This window comes from Neptuniibacter sp. QD48_55 (genome assembly GCF_047778115.1).
Lineage (GTDB): Bacteria > Pseudomonadota > Gammaproteobacteria > Pseudomonadales > Balneatricaceae > Neptuniibacter.
This window is the reverse complement of record NZ_CP180555.1, coordinates 2,986,082-3,001,839: the sequence shown is the minus strand read 5'-3', so window position 1 is coordinate 3,001,839 and position 15,758 is coordinate 2,986,082. Positions and strand designations below refer to the sequence as shown.

Here is a 15,758-nt window from a genome sequence, read left to right as displayed (position 1 = left end):
TGGGAAATGGCGTCCCAGAGAGGATTCGAACCCCTGGCCTGTCCCTTAGGAGGGGACCGCTCTATCCAGCTGAGCTACTGGGACATGCTTTTCGAATTTTCGGAATTCTAGCGAGATTTTCTGATCGAGTCACTAGGTCTAGAAGTCTAGAGCAGTTTAAGCTTTCCCTAAGCTGCTCTGTGCTTTGTATAGTTTTGAGGCGCCAGCTTTGCCATAGAGTTGATCTTGCTTCTTATGACCGCGAACAATAGCGAGTAGTTGATTCACGTTTTGCTGATTACGGTAAATCGCTTGTTCATTACGCTTATTCTTATGCTGCAATTCCTTTAAGTGCTTTTTAATTTCAGCATAAAGTGTGTTGGTCTGCTGTGCTGCTGAGCTATTGTCTTCTGCAGTTGAGTAATCTTCTGTATCTATCTCAATGCCAAAAGACTTTAATAAAGCGACGCGTTCTAGTGTGAAGCTATGGAAATTATTAATAACACCCATCTTTTCTTGAGTGATATCACTTAATTGCTCAAGGTCTTTACTGCTGAGAGCTTCAAGCTCTCTGTCGTAAATAGTGTTAAGTGATTCTAAAAGCAAAATACCCTGCTTGAGCAGGGTATCCAGTTCTATATGTTGTTGTTCGGTCATAGCGAAACTTACAATAGGCTATCGAAGTTCAGCATCTTCTCTGCTACACGTTCAGCATTGATTTGATAGCTGCCACTTTCAATTTCTTGTTTTAGTCGCTCGACACGCTCGCTGTCCACATCAGGTGCATTGGCCAATTGCTTTTCAACATTCTGCAGTGTCTGAGCTGCATTGCTGAGTTTAACTGTATCACCTTTACTGGACGGAGACTGCGCAGGGGCGTCATTGCTACCAGTTTTGGTTGCATTGCTTTCACCTGCTCGTGCACGAGTGCTATTCGTCTGCGACGATGACAGGCCCGTGATGTCGTTGATCATTTTTCCGTCCTCAAACTTGTATCTGAACCAGCTTATCGGCGGCTAATTTGGAAACTTTAGAAAAAATATTTTTTTTCTTTAATAAAATCGAGTATAGCAGTTATAGGTAGATCACACCATGTCGGATTGCCTTAGGTTACGGGGTCCGAACAAGTCCAGGCCCAATAACTATGGCTTTGACAATATTGCCAGAACGATCATTTTTCACTTTGATCTGTTGGCCTATAGCTCCGTCTTGTAGTGCTGTTCCTGCAGCTCTAATGGATATGCCGCTGCGTTTTGCTTCTATGATTACGGCATTTCCTCTAGATATGGCCAACGGTGGCTTCAGCATCGATGCAGTAAAAATTGTGCCAGCGGCAATACTTCTTTTCGTAGTCCAGCCTATAATTTCTTCAGTACGGAGAAAATAGGCTGAGCGCAGATTAGTTATATCGACTTCCGATCGGTGTAGGTGCTGAGAGCTAAGGGGAGTGTTTCGAGGCAGGCTGGTGCTACTGATTACCGCTGTTCCATAGAGTTTAATTTGTGCAGTTACAAATAGCTGCCAAATAGGAGATGGGCACTTAGCTCTAAAGGTGATTCTGCTTCCATTTCCCTTAGGTGATTGAAATTCTAAGGGTTGTTGGCAGTTTTTTAGTTTGATTTTTCTGCTAATCGGGTTAAGTTTGATCTCAGTACGCGCATCTGGCTTGGCTTTTTTGTAGTGTTCTTGCAGAAAAAGCAGCGCCTCCTGCTCTAATTTTTCGGTTTGATCGGCTGCTAGAGCGCCGAATGGGGCCAAAAGAACAGTGGTTAGGAGGAAAAGTCGTGTTAAATTATGCTTATTCACGTTGTTGTAACTAACATTATGTTTATGTAACGGCGTACAAACAGAATAGATTTAATCTCTACGGGATTATTAGATCATGTCAGGTATCCTAGATAGTGTAAACCTGCGTACCCAAATGGTAGGGCAGAACCGATTAGAGTTGTTATTGTTTGCTTTGGAAACAGATCAACAATACGGCATCAACGTTTTTAAAGTGCGTGAAGTTTTGCAGTGCCCTGAACTTACAGAGGTACCTCGTCAAACATCAGCAATTAAAGGTATGGCACATATTCGTGGTGAGACGATTCCTGTATTGGATTTGTCAGAAGCCATTGGCCGTCAGACGGTGCCGCATGAGCAAAGGCAAGATTGCTTTTTGATTGTGGCGGAGTATAACCGTCGTACTTTGGCCTTCTTAGTGCGTAAGGTTGACCGCATCTTGAATACTCAGTGGGATCAGATTATGGCTCCTCCTACTGAAATTGGAGTGGAAAACTACCTGACCGCTATCTTTGAGTACGAAAGCAAGCTGATTGAAATCTTGGATGTTGAGCAAATTCTTGCAGATCTATATCCAATGGCGACTGAAGTAAGTAAAGATGTTGCTGACGATACAGTGCGAGAAAAAGCCCGCGATTATCAAATCTTAATTGTTGATGATTCCTCGGTTGCCCGAAATCAGATGCAACGAAGTTTGGAAGGCTTAGGTATCAAAGTGACTTCCTGTAATAATGGTCGTATGGCTTGGGACTTGTTACGTGATATGGCTGATCGTGGCACAGATGTAACGACTCACTTTCTGATGGTCATTTCGGATATCGAGATGCCGGAAATGGATGGTTACACTTTGACATCGATGATTCGCGAAGACGAACGCATGAGTAATATGCATGTAGTTTTACATACATCCTTGTCGGGCGGTTTTAACGTGTCTATGGTTAAAAAGGTAGGGGCGGATGGCTTCCTTGCTAAGTTTAACCCGGATGATCTTGCTACCGCTGTTGTACAGCGTATACAGCAAGTAGAAAAGTAATAAGGCACAAGGTAGGGGTATTACTCTTTCCATGAGTATTTCCGGTAGATCAAATTTTACGATCACAGATGCTGACTTTGAGTTGTTCAGTCGCTTCCTTGAAGATAGTAGTGGGATATTGCTTGCAAAGCACAAGCAATATCTTGTGCAAAGTCGTTTGGGGAAGATTGTTCAGGAGAACAACTGCCCAGGCTTAAAAGAACTGATTAGCAAACTTCAAAGCCCTGCATCTAAGCGTTTACGAGAGCAAGTTATTGATGCGATGACCACCAATGAAACCTTATGGTTTCGGGATGTTCACCCCTTCGATATCTTACGTGATCGTATAGTGCCTGAAATGCTTGGGCAGGGTATTGGCTCTAACAAAATTAGAATTTGGTCTGCGGCCTGTTCTACAGGGCAGGAGCCTTATTCAATCAGCATGACGCTGGATGAGTTTAAGAAAAAAAATCCTGGAAAGTTAGCTTCTGAAGAGATTATAGCCACAGATATATCTACCCAAGTGCTTGAGCAAGCACGTCGAGGTGAATACGAAATGCTGGCAATAGGTAGAGGCTTATCTCAAGAACGTCTTACTCAGCATTTCCGTGAAACGCCTAATGGTAGTTGGGCAGTAAAACCTGAAATCAAATCAAAAGTAAGATTTCAGAGCATTAATTTGCTTGGGCAATACTCGTCGATGGGTAAATTTGATGTGATTTTCTGCCGAAATGTGTTGATCTATTTCTCCAGTGAAAAGAAAACTGAGATCTTGTCCAAGATGCATGGTGTTTTGAAACCTGGAGGTTACCTGATACTAGGTGCTTCTGAGTTCCTTTCTGGTCTGTCCGATAAATACAAAATGATTCATTGCCGACCAGGTATTATTTATCAAGCTATTTAGTCAGATAGATCAATCCGTTTACGAAAAAGCCGCTTGCCTAAGGTAAGCGGCTTTTTTATTGCCTCTTTTCTATTGAGTTATTTTCCCTTGCCGCCAGCGGCAATTAGGCGGTTTTAGTTTGCCGTTTTTAGATGCTAAGTGGTGAATAATATACGCCTGAAATTATTATATTGTTGAAAATAAAGGATTTTATTTGTTTGGCATAGGGTTTGCTTTCTTAGGGGTAATACTAAATGAGGCAATGAAATGGCAATTAGTTTTGACGCAGCTTTGGGAATTCACGATGACGCACTAATGTACCGTGCTCGCCGTGCAGAGGTTTTAGCTAACAATATCGCTAATGCTGATACTCCTAATTTTAAAGCAAGAGATATTGAGTTTGCTGAAGCGTTAGAGCATGTGTCGACTAAAATGAATGTAAAACAGGTTGCTACTGCTGCAGGGCATAAAACGGAATTGCTAGAGCCTGATCTAGCGGCTGATATGATGTTTCGAATCCCTAACCAAGCATCTGTAGATGGTAACACGGTAGAAGTTCAGCAAGAGATGGCTCGATACACTGAAAATGCCTTGGATTACCAAACGTCATTTCATTTCCTAAATAAGAAATTTACAGGTCTTAAATCAGCGATTAAGGGTGAATAATCATGTCATTGAGTAATGTTTTTGGTATCGCTGGTTCGGCTATGAATGCACAAACCATCCGCTTAAATACCACGGCAAGTAATATGGCCAATGCGGAAAGTGTTAGTTCTAGCCTTGATGAGACCTATAGAGCACGAAAGCCTGTTTTTGCTGTACAGCAAGTAGACCCGTTAGCTGAACCTGATAACGAGTTCGGCATAGCGGCAGGTCAAGGCGTACAGGTTTTGGGTATTGTGGAAAGCGAAGCTGAACTTCGTCAAGAATATAACCCGGCACATCCGATGGCTGATGAAGAGGGATTTGTATATTACCCAAATGTGAATGTTGTAGAAGAGATGGCGGATATGATTTCGGCCTCTCGTTCTTTCCAGATTAATACCGAGATTATGAATACTGCCAAGCAGATGCTTCAGCAGACTATCAGACTTGGACAGCAGTAATTTAAATAACGAGGTTTTAAGCCATGAGTAATGTTAATGGCGTAAATCAAAACGTTTTTGATCAGATAAACAGGGCTAATCAGTCTAATAGTACGCAGCAGAGCCAAACGCAAGAAGATAGTGATATGTTCATGCGCTTGATGATCGCTCAGTTGCAGAACCAAGACCCTTCGAGCCCCGCTGATACAACTGATTTCATGCAGCAGATAGCGACTATGTCGCAGGTTGAGAGTATTAATAACCTTAACCAGACTGTAGCTGAAACATCGCAAGCAATGTTGTCTAGTCAGGCTGCATTACAGGCGTCGTCTATGGTGGGTCAGTCAGTGTTTATCCCAGGTGATTCGGCTGAAGTGGGTACGGTAATGAACCCATTCGCTAAAGGTGCATTTAATCTGGAAACCAGTGCATCAGAAGTAAGAATTAAAGTTTACAACTCAAGCGGAACCTTGGTTGACAATATGCAACTCGGTGCTGTTGAGCAGGGAGAGCATGAGTTTGCTTGGCAGATGCAGTTCGACGAAGACGGCAATCCGGAGCACCCTCCAGGGGATTACACATTCGTGATCGAGCGTCTCGAAGATAATGAATATCAAGCGGTTGATACCAGTATGGCTTACAGAGTTAACAGTGTGACTCTAGGTGAAAATGGTATTGGTATGAAAGTTAACACAACAGCTGGCACATTTGATATCAGCGATGTGAAACAGATCGGCGTGTGAGGATAAGAAGATGGCAGGTTTTAATACAGCGGTAACCGGTCTGAAAGCGGCCACTACGGACCTTGATGTAACAGGTAACAACATTGCAAACGCGAGTACAGTAGGTTTTAAATCTTCTCGTACTGAGTTTGGTGATATCTACGCAACAGCAGTTGTTGGTGCCGGCTCATCAAACGTGGCAGGTGCTGGTGTAACTGTAACTGATATCGCGCAAGACTTTCAGGCAGGTACTATTGAGTTTACTAACAATAACTTGGACTTGGCGATTAACGGTTCGGGTTTCTTCCAATTGGATGATGGTCAGGGCGGTACGACTTACACTCGAGCGGGTTCATTTGAGCTAGATAAAAACGGCTTTATTGTTTCTAAGACGGGTAATTTCTTGCAGGGTTATGGTTTGGACTCTGAGGGTAACCGTCTTCCTATTGGTAACTTAGCTGTAACCCAGAAAGAAAGCCCTCCAAAAGCAACTGAAGAGATTGATCTGTCTTTCAATATCGACTCTCGAGAAGATGCTGCGGAATTACTACCTGACTATGATAAGGATGAGCCAGGCTCGTTCACTTACAGTACGACTGTAAGAACATTTGATAGTCTTGGTAATGAACATACAATTAAATTTAATATGGCTGAAGCTCGGCCATATCAAGCGCAGCAGCAGCTTACAGGTTTGGTTGCTGGTGATACCATTTCAGGTGTAAGTGTAACAGCTGCTCATATAGCAGAGTTAGATGCGGCGGCTGGAACAAGCCTGACTTCAGGTACATTCTTTGATGCTTTAACTGACCCGGTGACAGGTGATCCACGTATTAAAAGCATCGAGGTTACTACAGACTCCAGCGATTTTATTATTCGGTTTAAATCTGAATTCCCTGAGCCTGATTTAGTTCAAGTTTCTGGTACTGTGGCAGTAACTGAAGCCACGGAAATCACTGCAAATGAAACTTATGACTTCGATATCACAACATCTCCAATTGCGGCGGATTTAGTATTGGAAATTGGTGGCATTACCATCCCAGCATTAACTGCCGGTTCTACTGATGATCAGATTGGTGCTGCAATTACGGCTTCTGAAGCGAAGATTCTAGATGCAAACCCAACAGTGGAGTCTGTTATCTATGACAATGTGAATAAGAGCATTCGTATCACATATAAAGCAGAGGCCGGAGATATAGTATCTAGCCAAGCGTTAACCATTACAGCTTCAACTGGTTCTTCACCATTTGCTGCGCCTGTAGTTAAAGAGGGTGATAACTCCTTCCAAGGTGTTTACCGTATGTATGCGTACCTAAATGGTACGGAGCAATTGGATATCGGTAAGGCGTTAGATCCGGGTGAAGCGGGCTCTGGAACAGAACCGGGTCCAATTCTAGTTAAGTTCAACCCATCTAATGGTTTGTTAACTGGAATCAATGGTGATCAGTTCTCTGCAGGTGCAATTGTTCCTAGTATCACAATCCAAGGTGCAGACCCTGCTGATTCCACAACGGTAATCGAGTTAGATATCACTAACACGACTCAGTTCGCATCTGCTTCGATTGTTAAAGCATCTGCGCAAGATGGTTACACCAAAGGGGATCTGATTGGGGTTACCTTTAGCAGTACGGGTGAGATGGTTGCAAGTTTCTCTAATGGTCAGAACCAAGATTTGGGTGTAGTTGCTATAGCGACCTTTGAAAACCAATCAGGTCTGCAGCCAGCTGGAGATACTGAGTGGACAGCAACACTAACTTCAGGCGATGCGATCGTTAACCCGCCAGGTACGGGTTTGAACGGTACACTGCAGTCGGCTGCTTTGGAGCAATCCAACGTTGATTTGTCTGCTGAGCTTGTTTCCTTGATCGAAGCACAGCGTAACTTCCAGGCAAACTCTAAGACATTGGAAACACTGAATACAGTGACCCAGAATATTCTTCAGATCTAATTGATCTAGTACATCTAAAAAAGGCCGCTAATGCGGCCTTTTTTGTTTTTGGCACGTTGATTGCTTTGTATCTGTTATTAGTATTTTACTTGTAAGAAGCGCAGCTAAGCTGCCCAGAGTGGAAATTACAGATGGATAAGGTTCTTTATTTAGCAATGAGCGGCGCGAGAGAGAATATGCTCGCACAGCAAGCTCATGCCAATAACCTTGCGAATGCCAATACTACCGGCTTTAAGGCAGACCTGGCGCAGGCTAGGGCGATGCAGGTGTTTGGTGAAGGTCACGCATCTCGTGTCTATGCTCAGACTGAACGTCCAGCTACGGATGTGACTAGTGGCACTTTAATTGAAACAGGGCGCCAGTTAGACATCGCTGTTGCAGGTGATGGATGGATCTCTGTTATCAGACCTGATGGTACGGAAGGGTATACCCGTGCCGGTTCACTGCAGATCAATGCCGCTAACCAGTTAGTAACAGGCAGTGGATTGCCGGTTATGGGCAATGGGGGTATCCCAATAGTTTTGCCACCTTTTGAAAACCTTGAAGTGGCAACTAACGGCACAATCACTATTCAGCCTTTGGGTGAAAATACAGCTGAATTGTTGGTTGCTGATCAGATCAAGCTTGTGAATCCAGATCCACAAACAATGTTTAAAGGTCCGGATGGTTTGATGACTACGGGTAACGGAGCCGAAGTCTTACCTGATGCAAACGTGCGTATCCGCTCTGGTTTCCTTGAGGCAAGTAATGTTAACGCTGTGAGTGAATTGACTGGAATTATCAGTTCTTCCCGCCAATTTGAGATGCAAGTAAAAATGATGAAAACCGCAGAGGAAAATTCTGAAACAGCGGCATCAATTTTGAAACTATCGTAAGAATCACCTGAGGATAAGTAGATGCACGGTGCATTAAATGTAGCAAAAACGGGTATGACCGCTCAGGACACAAACCTGAAGGTGATCTCGAATAACTTGGCTAACGTTTCAACGGTCGGATTTAAAAAAGACAACGTTGTCTTTGAGGATCTGATGTATCAGATTCGCCGTCAACCAGGTGCTCAAACCGCAGAAGAAGCGCAGCTGCCTTCGGGCCTGCAAGTTGGTTTGGGTGTGCGTACAGTCGGAACACAGAAAATTTTTGCGACCGGTGATATTCAAATCACCGATGAAGCTTTTGATGTGGCTATTAATGGCCGCGGTTTCCTGCAGGTTAATTTACCTAACGGTGATATCGCATATACACGAAACGGCCAGTTGCACCTGAATGCAGATAATGAATTAGTTTCTGCTGAGGGCTATACCATTGAGCCAGCGATCACTTTACCGGGTGAAGTTGTTAACTTCTCTATCAGTACGGACGGTATTGTTGAGGTGGTGACTGCAGGTAATACACAGCCAACTCAGATCGGCCAGTTACAGTTAGCGGATTTTGTTAACCCGCAAGGTCTGCAATCGTTAGGTCAGAACCTTTATTCCGAAACTGGGGCTTCAGGCGCACCGGTTATTAGTAACCCCGGTGAAAATGGTACAGCTGTACTGATTCAAGGGGCGCTTGAGGGATCGAATGTGAACTCGGTCGAAGAGCTGGTCGATATGATCACGACTCAACGTGCTTATGAAATGAATTCCAAAGTGATATCTACAGCCGATGAAATGCTCTCCTTCGTGAGTCAGCAGCTTTAATTGAGATAGCTAGGTGAAAGCAATGAAGAAACTACTGTTAGGCATTATTGCAACCAGCTTTGTATTAACGGGTTGTGTACAGAAACAAGTTAAACCAAATAACCCTGAATATGCACCTGTGATGCCTCAGTCGCTGACGCAGCCTAAGCCTGTTAATGGCTCTATCTATAATTCTGCGACAAGTATCAACCTTTATGGTGACGGTCGTGCTCATCGCGTCGGTGACATTCTGACCATCATGCTGGAAGAGAGTACCAGCTCGCAGAAGAGTGCCAAGACTGAGCTTGATAAGTCAGGATCAGCTTCATTGCAACAAGCAACTGCATTGGGTGAGCCTATCACTGCATTTGGAAAGCCAGTGAGCTTTACATTACCAGCCAGCACTACCGAGTTTGACGGTGAAGGTAAGTCGGATATGAGTAATAACCTGAGCGGTAACATCACTGTAACAGTGCATGATGTTATGCCGAATGGTGTATTGATCGTGAAAGGTGAAAAGTGGCTAACCCTGAATCAAGGCGATGAATATATCCGTATCAGCGGCATGGTTAGACCACAGGATATCGGGTCTGACAATACGGTGGTATCGACTAAGCTTGCAGATGCACGTATTGCTTACAGTGGCACAGGTGCCGTCCATGATACGAATGTCATGGGTTGGATGTCTCGTTTCTTTATCGGCGCGTTGATGCCTTTCTAAGGAGGACATAATGAAATTAATTTTAGTCCTAATCAGTAGCCTGCTATTTAGTATCTATGCCCAAGCAGCGCCAAGCCGTCTTAAAGACATGGTGTCTATTTCAGGTGTGCGTTCCAACCAACTTGTTGGTTATGGTTTAGTTGTTGGTTTAGACGGTACTGGCGATAAAACGTCATTTACCTCGCAAACGTTCCGTAACATGTTGAACAATTTTGGTGTTGCGATCCCATCTACGGTTAATCCTCAATCGAAGAATGTCGCAGCGGTTGCAATTCATGCTGACCTACCTGCGTTTGCTAAACCTGGACAGGCTATTGATATCACCGTTTCAGCTATTGGTGATGCTAAAAGTTTACGTGGCGGTAGTTTGTTGATGTCACCTTTGAAGGGTGCTGATGGTCAGGTTTACGCGATTGCTCAGGGTAATTTGGTTGTGTCCGGCTTTGGTGTTCAAGGTGCTGATGGTTCTCGACTATCTTTGAATGTGCCAAGTGTAGGTCGTATTCCAAATGGTGCAACAGTAGAGCGCTCTGTACCGAGTGGTTTTAACCAGGGAGATAGCTTGGTTCTAAACCTACATCGTCCAGATTTCACGACCTCTCGCCGTGTTGCTGAACAGATCAACCATCTTTTGGGACCAAATATGGCGGCTTCAATGGATGCTACTTCTATCCGTGTTCGTGCGCCGAGAGATCCATCGCAGCGGGTATCTTTCCTATCGGTTTTGGAAAACCTTAATGTAGAGCCTGCAAAAGATGCTGCGAAGGTGGTTATCAATTCTCGTACAGGCACGATCATTATTGGCCAAAACGTACAGGTAGCGCCTGTAGCGATTACTCATGGTGGTTTGACAGTAGCTATTGCTGAAGCGGTTGATGTAAACCAGCCAAACCCTCTCGGCGGCGGTCAGACTGTGGTAACCCCTCGTACTGGGATCGAGGTGGATGAAGGTTCGGGCCATATGTTTGAGTTTGCGCCAGGTGCAAATTTGCAGGATATCGTCGAAGCAGTCAATCAGGTGGGGGCCGCTCCAGGTGATTTGATGGCTATTTTAGAAGCGCTGAAGCAGGCTGGTGCGCTTAAAGCAGAATTAGTGGTGATCTAAATGATTAAAACAGGTGCAGGCAGTAATGCCCAACTCTATTCAGACTTGACTGAACTTCAAAAACTGAAGGCTCATGCGAGAACCAATAGTGATGAAGGTCTGCGCCAAGCTGCTCAGCAGTTCGAGCAACTGTTTGTAAATATGTTGTTGAAATCGATGCGAGATGCCAATGCTGCATTTGGCGAAGATAACTTTATGAATAGCAGCCAGACCAAGCTGTATCAAAGCATGTTTGATAATCAGATTGCGATGGAGCTATCTGGTTCATCAAAAGGTATTGGTTTAACTGATGTATTGGTGCGTCAACTTGGTGGCAAAGTGGATAGTCAGAGCCGACCAGATATCAAACCGTTAGATCTCGAAAGCCGTCAATTGGATCAGGCTTTTGATCAGGCTGCTTCAATCGCAGCATCGGCATTGTTGGCTAAAGCAGAAGGTCAGGAAAATCCGCCAGGAATTACTTTAACCGAAGAGCAGAAAAACACGGTTAAAGAGGTGTTTGAGCAACAGCTAAATGCCGCTTCAAAAATCGTTAATGAAGCGTTACCCGATAGGTTTGAATCACCTGAACAATTTGTTGAAAAACTGATGCCTCTGGCTGAAAAGGTTGCTGGTGAGTTAGGTGTAGACCCTCGTGTATTGCTTGCTCAAGCCGCTTTGGAAACCGGGTGGGGCAAGTTTATGGTTCGTTCTCCTGATGGCAGTAACAGCAATAACCTCTTCAATATCAAAGCGGATAGACGCTGGGATGGCGATAGCGCGCAGGTTTCTACACTTGAGTATCGTGATGGTGTTGCGCAACGGGAGAAGGCGTTTTTCCGCAGTTATGACAGCTATGAAGATAGCTTTAGAGATTACGTCTCATTTTTGAAAAATAGCCCACGTTACAAAATGGCACTGGAGAGTGCGGGCGATCCTTATGATTATGTTCGGCAGTTACAGGATGCGGGTTATGCAACCGATCCTGAATATGCCAACAAGATTAGAAATATTTTTGATGGTGAGTTGCTAGCTAGTAGAAGCTCCTCAACTAAAGAGGGCTAAGTAATAGCCGATAACCTATTACTCAGCTCTCCTTAAATGACGCTTCAGTGATGTAGCACAAGATCTTCAAAAGGAGTCAATTATGTCTTTTGGTTTATTAACACTTGGTACTCAGAGTTTGCAGGCAAATCAGACTGCTCTGTCTGTGACCGGTCAGAATATCAGTAATGTTAATACTGAGGGCTACACTCGCCAGCGACCTGTTTTTCATTCACGTGCTGATCTTGGTGGTGTAGAAATTGATGATATCGATCGAGTGGCTGATGCTTTCCTGAATAGACAGATTTGGACGGATAGCGCTACATATAGTAGCTATAACGCATTTGAAGATTTTGCCAATGAGTTAGATAACCTCATGGCGTCTGATGTGACTAGTATATCCAAAGCGATGGATGACTATTTTGGTGCTTTACAGACTGCCGTTGATGACCCGGTAAGTTTGCCAAACCGCGAATTGTTTATTGCTCAATCTGAAGCATTAGTGCAGCGCTTTAACGATCTAGACGCTAATATCCGCCGCCAAAACGATACCATTAATGGCCGTCTAGAGAGCAATGTTGCAACTATCAATACTATTGCAGGGAATATAGCTCAGCTTAATGATGATATTCGTATCGCAAAAGCGGCCGGTAACGTTTCCAGCGAGCTTTTGGATCAACGCGATGCGAAACTAGAAGAGCTATCAGAGTATATAGGTTTTACCACTCTTGAAGATGGCAATACTGGTGAGGTAAGTGTTTTTATCGGTAATGGTGAACCACTAGTCGTAGGTCAGAGTGCAAATACCCTGTATACCATTACGAGTCCTGCCGATAGTAGTCAGCTTAATCTAGGTATCCAAATAGGTAACAGTGTTGGTGATATTACCAATCAGGTGACTGGGGGTAAGATCGGAGGGATGTTGGATTACCGCGAAAATACCCTGAACGAGACTCTCGATGAGTTAGGTCGTATCGCGTTAGTTTTTGCTGACACTATGAATGAACAGCATCAAAAAGGTATGGATCTTGATGGCAATCCGGGTGGTTTGATGTTTACTGACATTAATTCCGGCTCGGCTGCATCTAACCGTGTTTTAGCAGAAAGGGATAACTTATCTACCACTACAGGTAGTGCGGTCATAAGCGATGTAAGCCAGGTTCAGGCTACAGAATACGAGTTGATTTTTAGTGGCCCTCAAGAATTTACTTTGATTCGCGGCAGCGATGAGATGCGTTGGAATCAAGCTAGTTTAAATGCGAATGGTCCAGCTCCAACCAATGCGTCTGAAGTCGATCAAGATGGTGAGTTTTATCTGGATGCAGCGAACGGGGACTTAACGCTACGCATAGATGGCGTCACGGTTACCATGGATGCTGCGGGTAGCTTTGCAACAGGTGATAAGTTTTTAATTAGGCCGACTCGAAATGCCGCTTCTGAAATTGATACGGTATTGAACCAAGCTAGACAGTTAGCTTTGGCCGCGCCGTTAGCAACCTCTGAAGATTCTGGTAATACCGGTACCGCTGTCGCTTCAGTTAGTATCACTGATCAAGATTATGCTGCACAGTCTGTGGTTGCGGGTGAAATGACGCCACCGATAGACGTTTCTTTTAGAACCGCGTTGGAGGTTATTGATACGCCAGCTGCAACCAATACCGGTGTTGCATCCAATCTTACAGTGACTGATTTCAGTGTCATGTCGGGTATTACGTTCCCGCTAACTATTACTGAAGATGGTTCGGGTAATTTTGATATTACCGATTCCGCAACCCCGGCTAATACTCAGACAGGCGTTGCACTTACGGGGTCGCAGTTAGATCTGACGGCTACTTTTGGTGTGACACTTGATATCACGGGTGCGGCTGCAGGTGATTCATTTACAGTACAGCATGATAGTTCCACCGATGCAGCTTATTACGTGTTAACGGATGGTGATGGTGATCGGCAGGTAGGCCAGTATGTATCTGGACAATCGATTCAGCTTGCTGGTTTTGAGCTAACCATTAGTAATCAGCCAGATATTAACGATACCTTCGTGGTTAGAGCGAATACCGATGGTGTTTCTGATAACCGTAATGCTTTATTGATGTCGGATCTACAGTTTGCAAAAACTGTGGAGGGTGCATCATATCAAGACAAATATGGCCAAACAGTTGAACGTGTAGGTACGGAAGCTGCTGTAGCGCAGGTTAATGCGCAGGCAGGTAAAGCTGTTTTGGATTCTAATAAGCAACAGCGCTCCAGTATTGCGGGTGTGAATTTGGATGAAGAGGCTGCGAAGTTGGTTCAGTATCAACAGGCGTACCAAGCTTCAGCGCAGCTCATACGAGCTGCTCAAACAATCTTTGATTCGTTGCTACAAAGTGTTTAAGGAGATAACAGATGAGAATCTCTACACAGCAAGTATTTCTTAGTAATATTGATAACCTTGGCAAGGCAAGTGCTGATCTATTCCAGACTCAGCAGCAGTTATCCACTGGTAAGCGAGTTTTACAGCCGTCGGATGATCCTTTGGCATCAGCTCAGATTCAGAAGTTTAAGAAAGAGATTGCCCGTACGGAACAATTTTCTGGAAATATTGAGGTCTCGGAGCGACGGTTAGAGTTAGAAGAAATTACGATTGAGCAGATTAATAATCAATCTATCCGTTTAAGAGAGCTTACCATTCAGGGTAAAAATGGAACTTTAACCGATACTGATAGAAGAGTAATTGCATCTGAAGTAGATGAAATAATTAAGTCCCTAGACAGTTTGATGAATACTACAGATGTGCAGGGGGAGTACCTTTTTGCAGGAAATAAGGGGTTTACTCAGCCATATACATTGGATTCTGCAACGGGTAGATATGTATTTAATGGCGATGATGGGCAGCGTTTTTTACAGGTAGGACCTGAAAATAAAATTGCTTCGACTGATTCAGGATTTGAGGTTTTTGAAAAAGTTGCCAAAGTTCCTGGCTATGTAATCGAAAATGTCACCCAAACAGTTCAGGTTGTTGGTGAGGTAGATATTTTTGGTGGGGATGCTGAAGCTTTTGGTGTCTATATGGCTGCCAATGGGCCTCTTAGTATTACTGTAAATGCTGGTAATCTTGAAATCACTGATAAAAATGGTGCTTTTGTCACGCCAGATGATCCTGCTGTATTGATGGACGGAACTTATGCATTACCATCAGGTACCTCCAAAATTACAATTGGAGGTGTAGAAATAGAGGTGAACTCTAGCAATGATGGTACTGCTGAATTAGATGTTTTTGATCAGCACAATATTTTGAACACTGCGCTAGATTTGAAAGAAGCGCTGGAAACCGCTGACCTTTCTTCCACTAAAGGAAAAGAGCAATTTACTGAGCGTATGGATCATATTCTCGATAACCTTTTAGCTATAGAAGAAAAGAATATTGCATCGCGATCAAGTATTGGTGGTCGATTAAATGCTCTAGAGCAACAGGACCTTGTAAACGAAGACTATAAACTCTTTACTCAGGAGGCTCTATCTTCATTTGAAGATCTAGATTATAACGAAGCGATTAGTCGATTTGCCCTGCAAGAAACGGCGCTTCAGGCATCCTATGCAAGTTTCGCCAAGGTCCAAGACCTTAGTTTATTTAATTACATAAACTAATATTTTTACTTCTTTAAAAGCCGGCTATTAGCCGGCTTTTTTGTCTTTATATTGCGGTGCAATATGGCTGTGACGAAATATGTCATTGCAGCTGCTCTTAATTGTTATTTAGAGCCCAGTTTATACAGCAAATAAAGCGCTATCTAATATTGGATGCCATTTTTTGTCACTAAAACTGGTAAGTTTTGTTATTGGCGTATTACGACCTTT

The 15,758-nt window shown here is 43.8% G+C and carries 16 protein-coding genes and 1 tRNA gene; 13 read left to right on the top strand and 4 right to left on the bottom strand.

The genetic code is table 11. From position 1 onward, the window contains the following. Nucleotides 1-7 precede the first annotated feature (7 nt). The 4 genes from ACMXYW_RS14005 to flgA all read right to left on the bottom strand — a co-directional run bounded on the left by ACMXYW_RS14005 (nt 8) and on the right by flgA (nt 1,785). Nucleotides 8-84, bottom strand: a tRNA-Arg gene (locus tag ACMXYW_RS14005). Between the two features lie 72 nt (nt 85-156). Beyond that, the gene (locus ACMXYW_RS14000; RefSeq protein WP_415904462.1) at nt 157-636 is read right to left on the bottom strand and encodes a flagella synthesis protein FlgN; all 480 of its coding nucleotides are present in this window, start codon (nt 634-636) and stop codon (nt 157-159) included. An 8-nt stretch (nt 637-644) separates the two neighbouring features. Next, nucleotides 645-953, bottom strand: a complete 309-nt coding sequence (gene flgM / locus ACMXYW_RS13995) for a flagellar biosynthesis anti-sigma factor FlgM (RefSeq protein WP_415892523.1) — start codon at nt 951-953, stop codon at nt 645-647. A gap of 136 nt (nt 954-1,089) precedes the next feature. Next, nucleotides 1,090-1,785, bottom strand: coding sequence for a flagellar basal body P-ring formation chaperone FlgA (flgA, locus tag ACMXYW_RS13990; protein ID WP_415904461.1), 696 nt, complete (start codon nt 1,783-1,785; stop codon nt 1,090-1,092). 76 nt (nt 1,786-1,861) lie between these two features. Here flgA and ACMXYW_RS13985 point away from each other — a divergent pair, with 76 nt between their 5' ends. The 13 genes from ACMXYW_RS13985 to flgL all read left to right on the top strand — a co-directional run bounded on the left by ACMXYW_RS13985 (nt 1,862) and on the right by flgL (nt 15,548). Then, entirely contained in the window at nt 1,862-2,797 is a 936-nt protein-coding gene (locus ACMXYW_RS13985; RefSeq protein ID WP_415904460.1) for a chemotaxis protein CheV, read from the top strand. Nucleotides 2,798-2,828: 31 nt separating this feature from the next. Further along, the gene (locus ACMXYW_RS13980) at nt 2,829-3,680 is read left to right on the top strand and encodes a CheR family methyltransferase (RefSeq protein ID WP_415904459.1); all 852 of its coding nucleotides are present in this window, start codon (nt 2,829-2,831) and stop codon (nt 3,678-3,680) included. Nucleotides 3,681-3,926: 246 nt separating this feature from the next. Continuing rightward, nucleotides 3,927-4,325: a flagellar basal body rod protein FlgB gene (flgB, locus tag ACMXYW_RS13975; RefSeq protein ID WP_415904458.1), complete on the top strand. Its 399-nt coding sequence runs from the start codon at nt 3,927-3,929 to the stop codon at nt 4,323-4,325. Between the two features lie 2 nt (nt 4,326-4,327). After that, entirely contained in the window at nt 4,328-4,765 is a 438-nt protein-coding gene (flgC, locus tag ACMXYW_RS13970) for a flagellar basal body rod protein FlgC (protein WP_415882404.1), read from the top strand. A 23-nt stretch (nt 4,766-4,788) separates the two neighbouring features. Beyond that, nucleotides 4,789-5,487, top strand: a complete 699-nt coding sequence (locus tag ACMXYW_RS13965; protein WP_415904457.1) for a flagellar hook assembly protein FlgD — start codon at nt 4,789-4,791, stop codon at nt 5,485-5,487. 10 nt (nt 5,488-5,497) lie between these two features. Next, the gene (locus ACMXYW_RS13960) at nt 5,498-7,411 is read left to right on the top strand and encodes a flagellar hook protein FlgE (protein ID WP_415904456.1); all 1,914 of its coding nucleotides are present in this window, start codon (nt 5,498-5,500) and stop codon (nt 7,409-7,411) included. Nucleotides 7,412-7,542: 131 nt separating this feature from the next. Further along, nucleotides 7,543-8,286 carry a flagellar basal body rod protein FlgF gene (locus tag ACMXYW_RS13955; protein ID WP_415904455.1) on the top strand — a complete coding sequence of 248 codons (744 nt, stop codon included), beginning with the start codon at nt 7,543-7,545 and terminating at the stop codon, nt 8,284-8,286. A 21-nt stretch (nt 8,287-8,307) separates the two neighbouring features. Continuing rightward, nucleotides 8,308-9,093 carry a flagellar basal-body rod protein FlgG gene (flgG, locus tag ACMXYW_RS13950; RefSeq protein ID WP_415882400.1) on the top strand — a complete coding sequence of 262 codons (786 nt, stop codon included), beginning with the start codon at nt 8,308-8,310 and terminating at the stop codon, nt 9,091-9,093. Nucleotides 9,094-9,115: 22 nt separating this feature from the next. Continuing rightward, nucleotides 9,116-9,793, top strand: coding sequence for a flagellar basal body L-ring protein FlgH (gene flgH, locus ACMXYW_RS13945; RefSeq protein ID WP_415904454.1), 678 nt, complete (start codon nt 9,116-9,118; stop codon nt 9,791-9,793). 10 nt (nt 9,794-9,803) lie between these two features. Continuing rightward, a complete protein-coding gene (locus tag ACMXYW_RS13940) occupies nt 9,804-10,898 on the top strand; it encodes a flagellar basal body P-ring protein FlgI (protein WP_415882398.1) in 1,095 nt (364 codons plus the stop codon). Next, nucleotides 10,899-11,942 (top strand): flagellar assembly peptidoglycan hydrolase FlgJ, encoded by a 1,044-nt coding sequence (gene flgJ, locus ACMXYW_RS13935; protein ID WP_415904453.1) that lies wholly within the window; start codon nt 10,899-10,901, stop codon nt 11,940-11,942. It begins immediately after the preceding gene. Nucleotides 11,943-12,024: 82 nt separating this feature from the next. Next, a complete protein-coding gene (gene flgK, locus ACMXYW_RS13930) occupies nt 12,025-14,295 on the top strand; it encodes a flagellar hook-associated protein FlgK (protein WP_415904452.1) in 2,271 nt (756 codons plus the stop codon). 11 nt (nt 14,296-14,306) lie between these two features. Then, nucleotides 14,307-15,548 (top strand): flagellar hook-associated protein FlgL, encoded by a 1,242-nt coding sequence (gene flgL / locus ACMXYW_RS13925; protein ID WP_415904451.1) that lies wholly within the window; start codon nt 14,307-14,309, stop codon nt 15,546-15,548. Nucleotides 15,549-15,758: the final 210 nt, after the last annotated feature.

What these genes read in the sequence shown, in the direction of transcription:
- ACMXYW_RS14000 (WP_415904462.1), bottom strand. Translation starts at nt 636, where the DNA reads ATGACCGAACAACAACATATAGAACTGGATACCCTGCTCAAGCAGGGT.
- flgM (WP_415892523.1), bottom strand. Translation starts at nt 953, where the DNA reads ATGATCAACGACATCACGGGCCTGTCATCGTCGCAGACGAATAGCACT.
- ACMXYW_RS13985 (WP_415904460.1), top strand. Translation starts at nt 1,862, where the DNA reads ATGTCAGGTATCCTAGATAGTGTAAACCTGCGTACCCAAATGGTAGGG.
- ACMXYW_RS13980 (WP_415904459.1), top strand. Translation starts at nt 2,829, where the DNA reads ATGAGTATTTCCGGTAGATCAAATTTTACGATCACAGATGCTGACTTT.
- flgB (WP_415904458.1), top strand. Translation starts at nt 3,927, where the DNA reads ATGGCAATTAGTTTTGACGCAGCTTTGGGAATTCACGATGACGCACTA.
- flgC (WP_415882404.1), top strand. Translation starts at nt 4,328, where the DNA reads ATGTCATTGAGTAATGTTTTTGGTATCGCTGGTTCGGCTATGAATGCA.
- ACMXYW_RS13965 (WP_415904457.1), top strand. Translation starts at nt 4,789, where the DNA reads ATGAGTAATGTTAATGGCGTAAATCAAAACGTTTTTGATCAGATAAAC.
- ACMXYW_RS13960 (WP_415904456.1), top strand. Translation starts at nt 5,498, where the DNA reads ATGGCAGGTTTTAATACAGCGGTAACCGGTCTGAAAGCGGCCACTACG.
- ACMXYW_RS13955 (WP_415904455.1), top strand. Translation starts at nt 7,543, where the DNA reads ATGGATAAGGTTCTTTATTTAGCAATGAGCGGCGCGAGAGAGAATATG.
- flgG (WP_415882400.1), top strand. Translation starts at nt 8,308, where the DNA reads ATGCACGGTGCATTAAATGTAGCAAAAACGGGTATGACCGCTCAGGAC.
- flgH (WP_415904454.1), top strand. Translation starts at nt 9,116, where the DNA reads ATGAAGAAACTACTGTTAGGCATTATTGCAACCAGCTTTGTATTAACG.
- ACMXYW_RS13940 (WP_415882398.1), top strand. Translation starts at nt 9,804, where the DNA reads ATGAAATTAATTTTAGTCCTAATCAGTAGCCTGCTATTTAGTATCTAT.
- flgJ (WP_415904453.1), top strand. Translation starts at nt 10,899, where the DNA reads ATGATTAAAACAGGTGCAGGCAGTAATGCCCAACTCTATTCAGACTTG.
- flgK (WP_415904452.1), top strand. Translation starts at nt 12,025, where the DNA reads ATGTCTTTTGGTTTATTAACACTTGGTACTCAGAGTTTGCAGGCAAAT.
- flgL (WP_415904451.1), top strand. Translation starts at nt 14,307, where the DNA reads ATGAGAATCTCTACACAGCAAGTATTTCTTAGTAATATTGATAACCTT.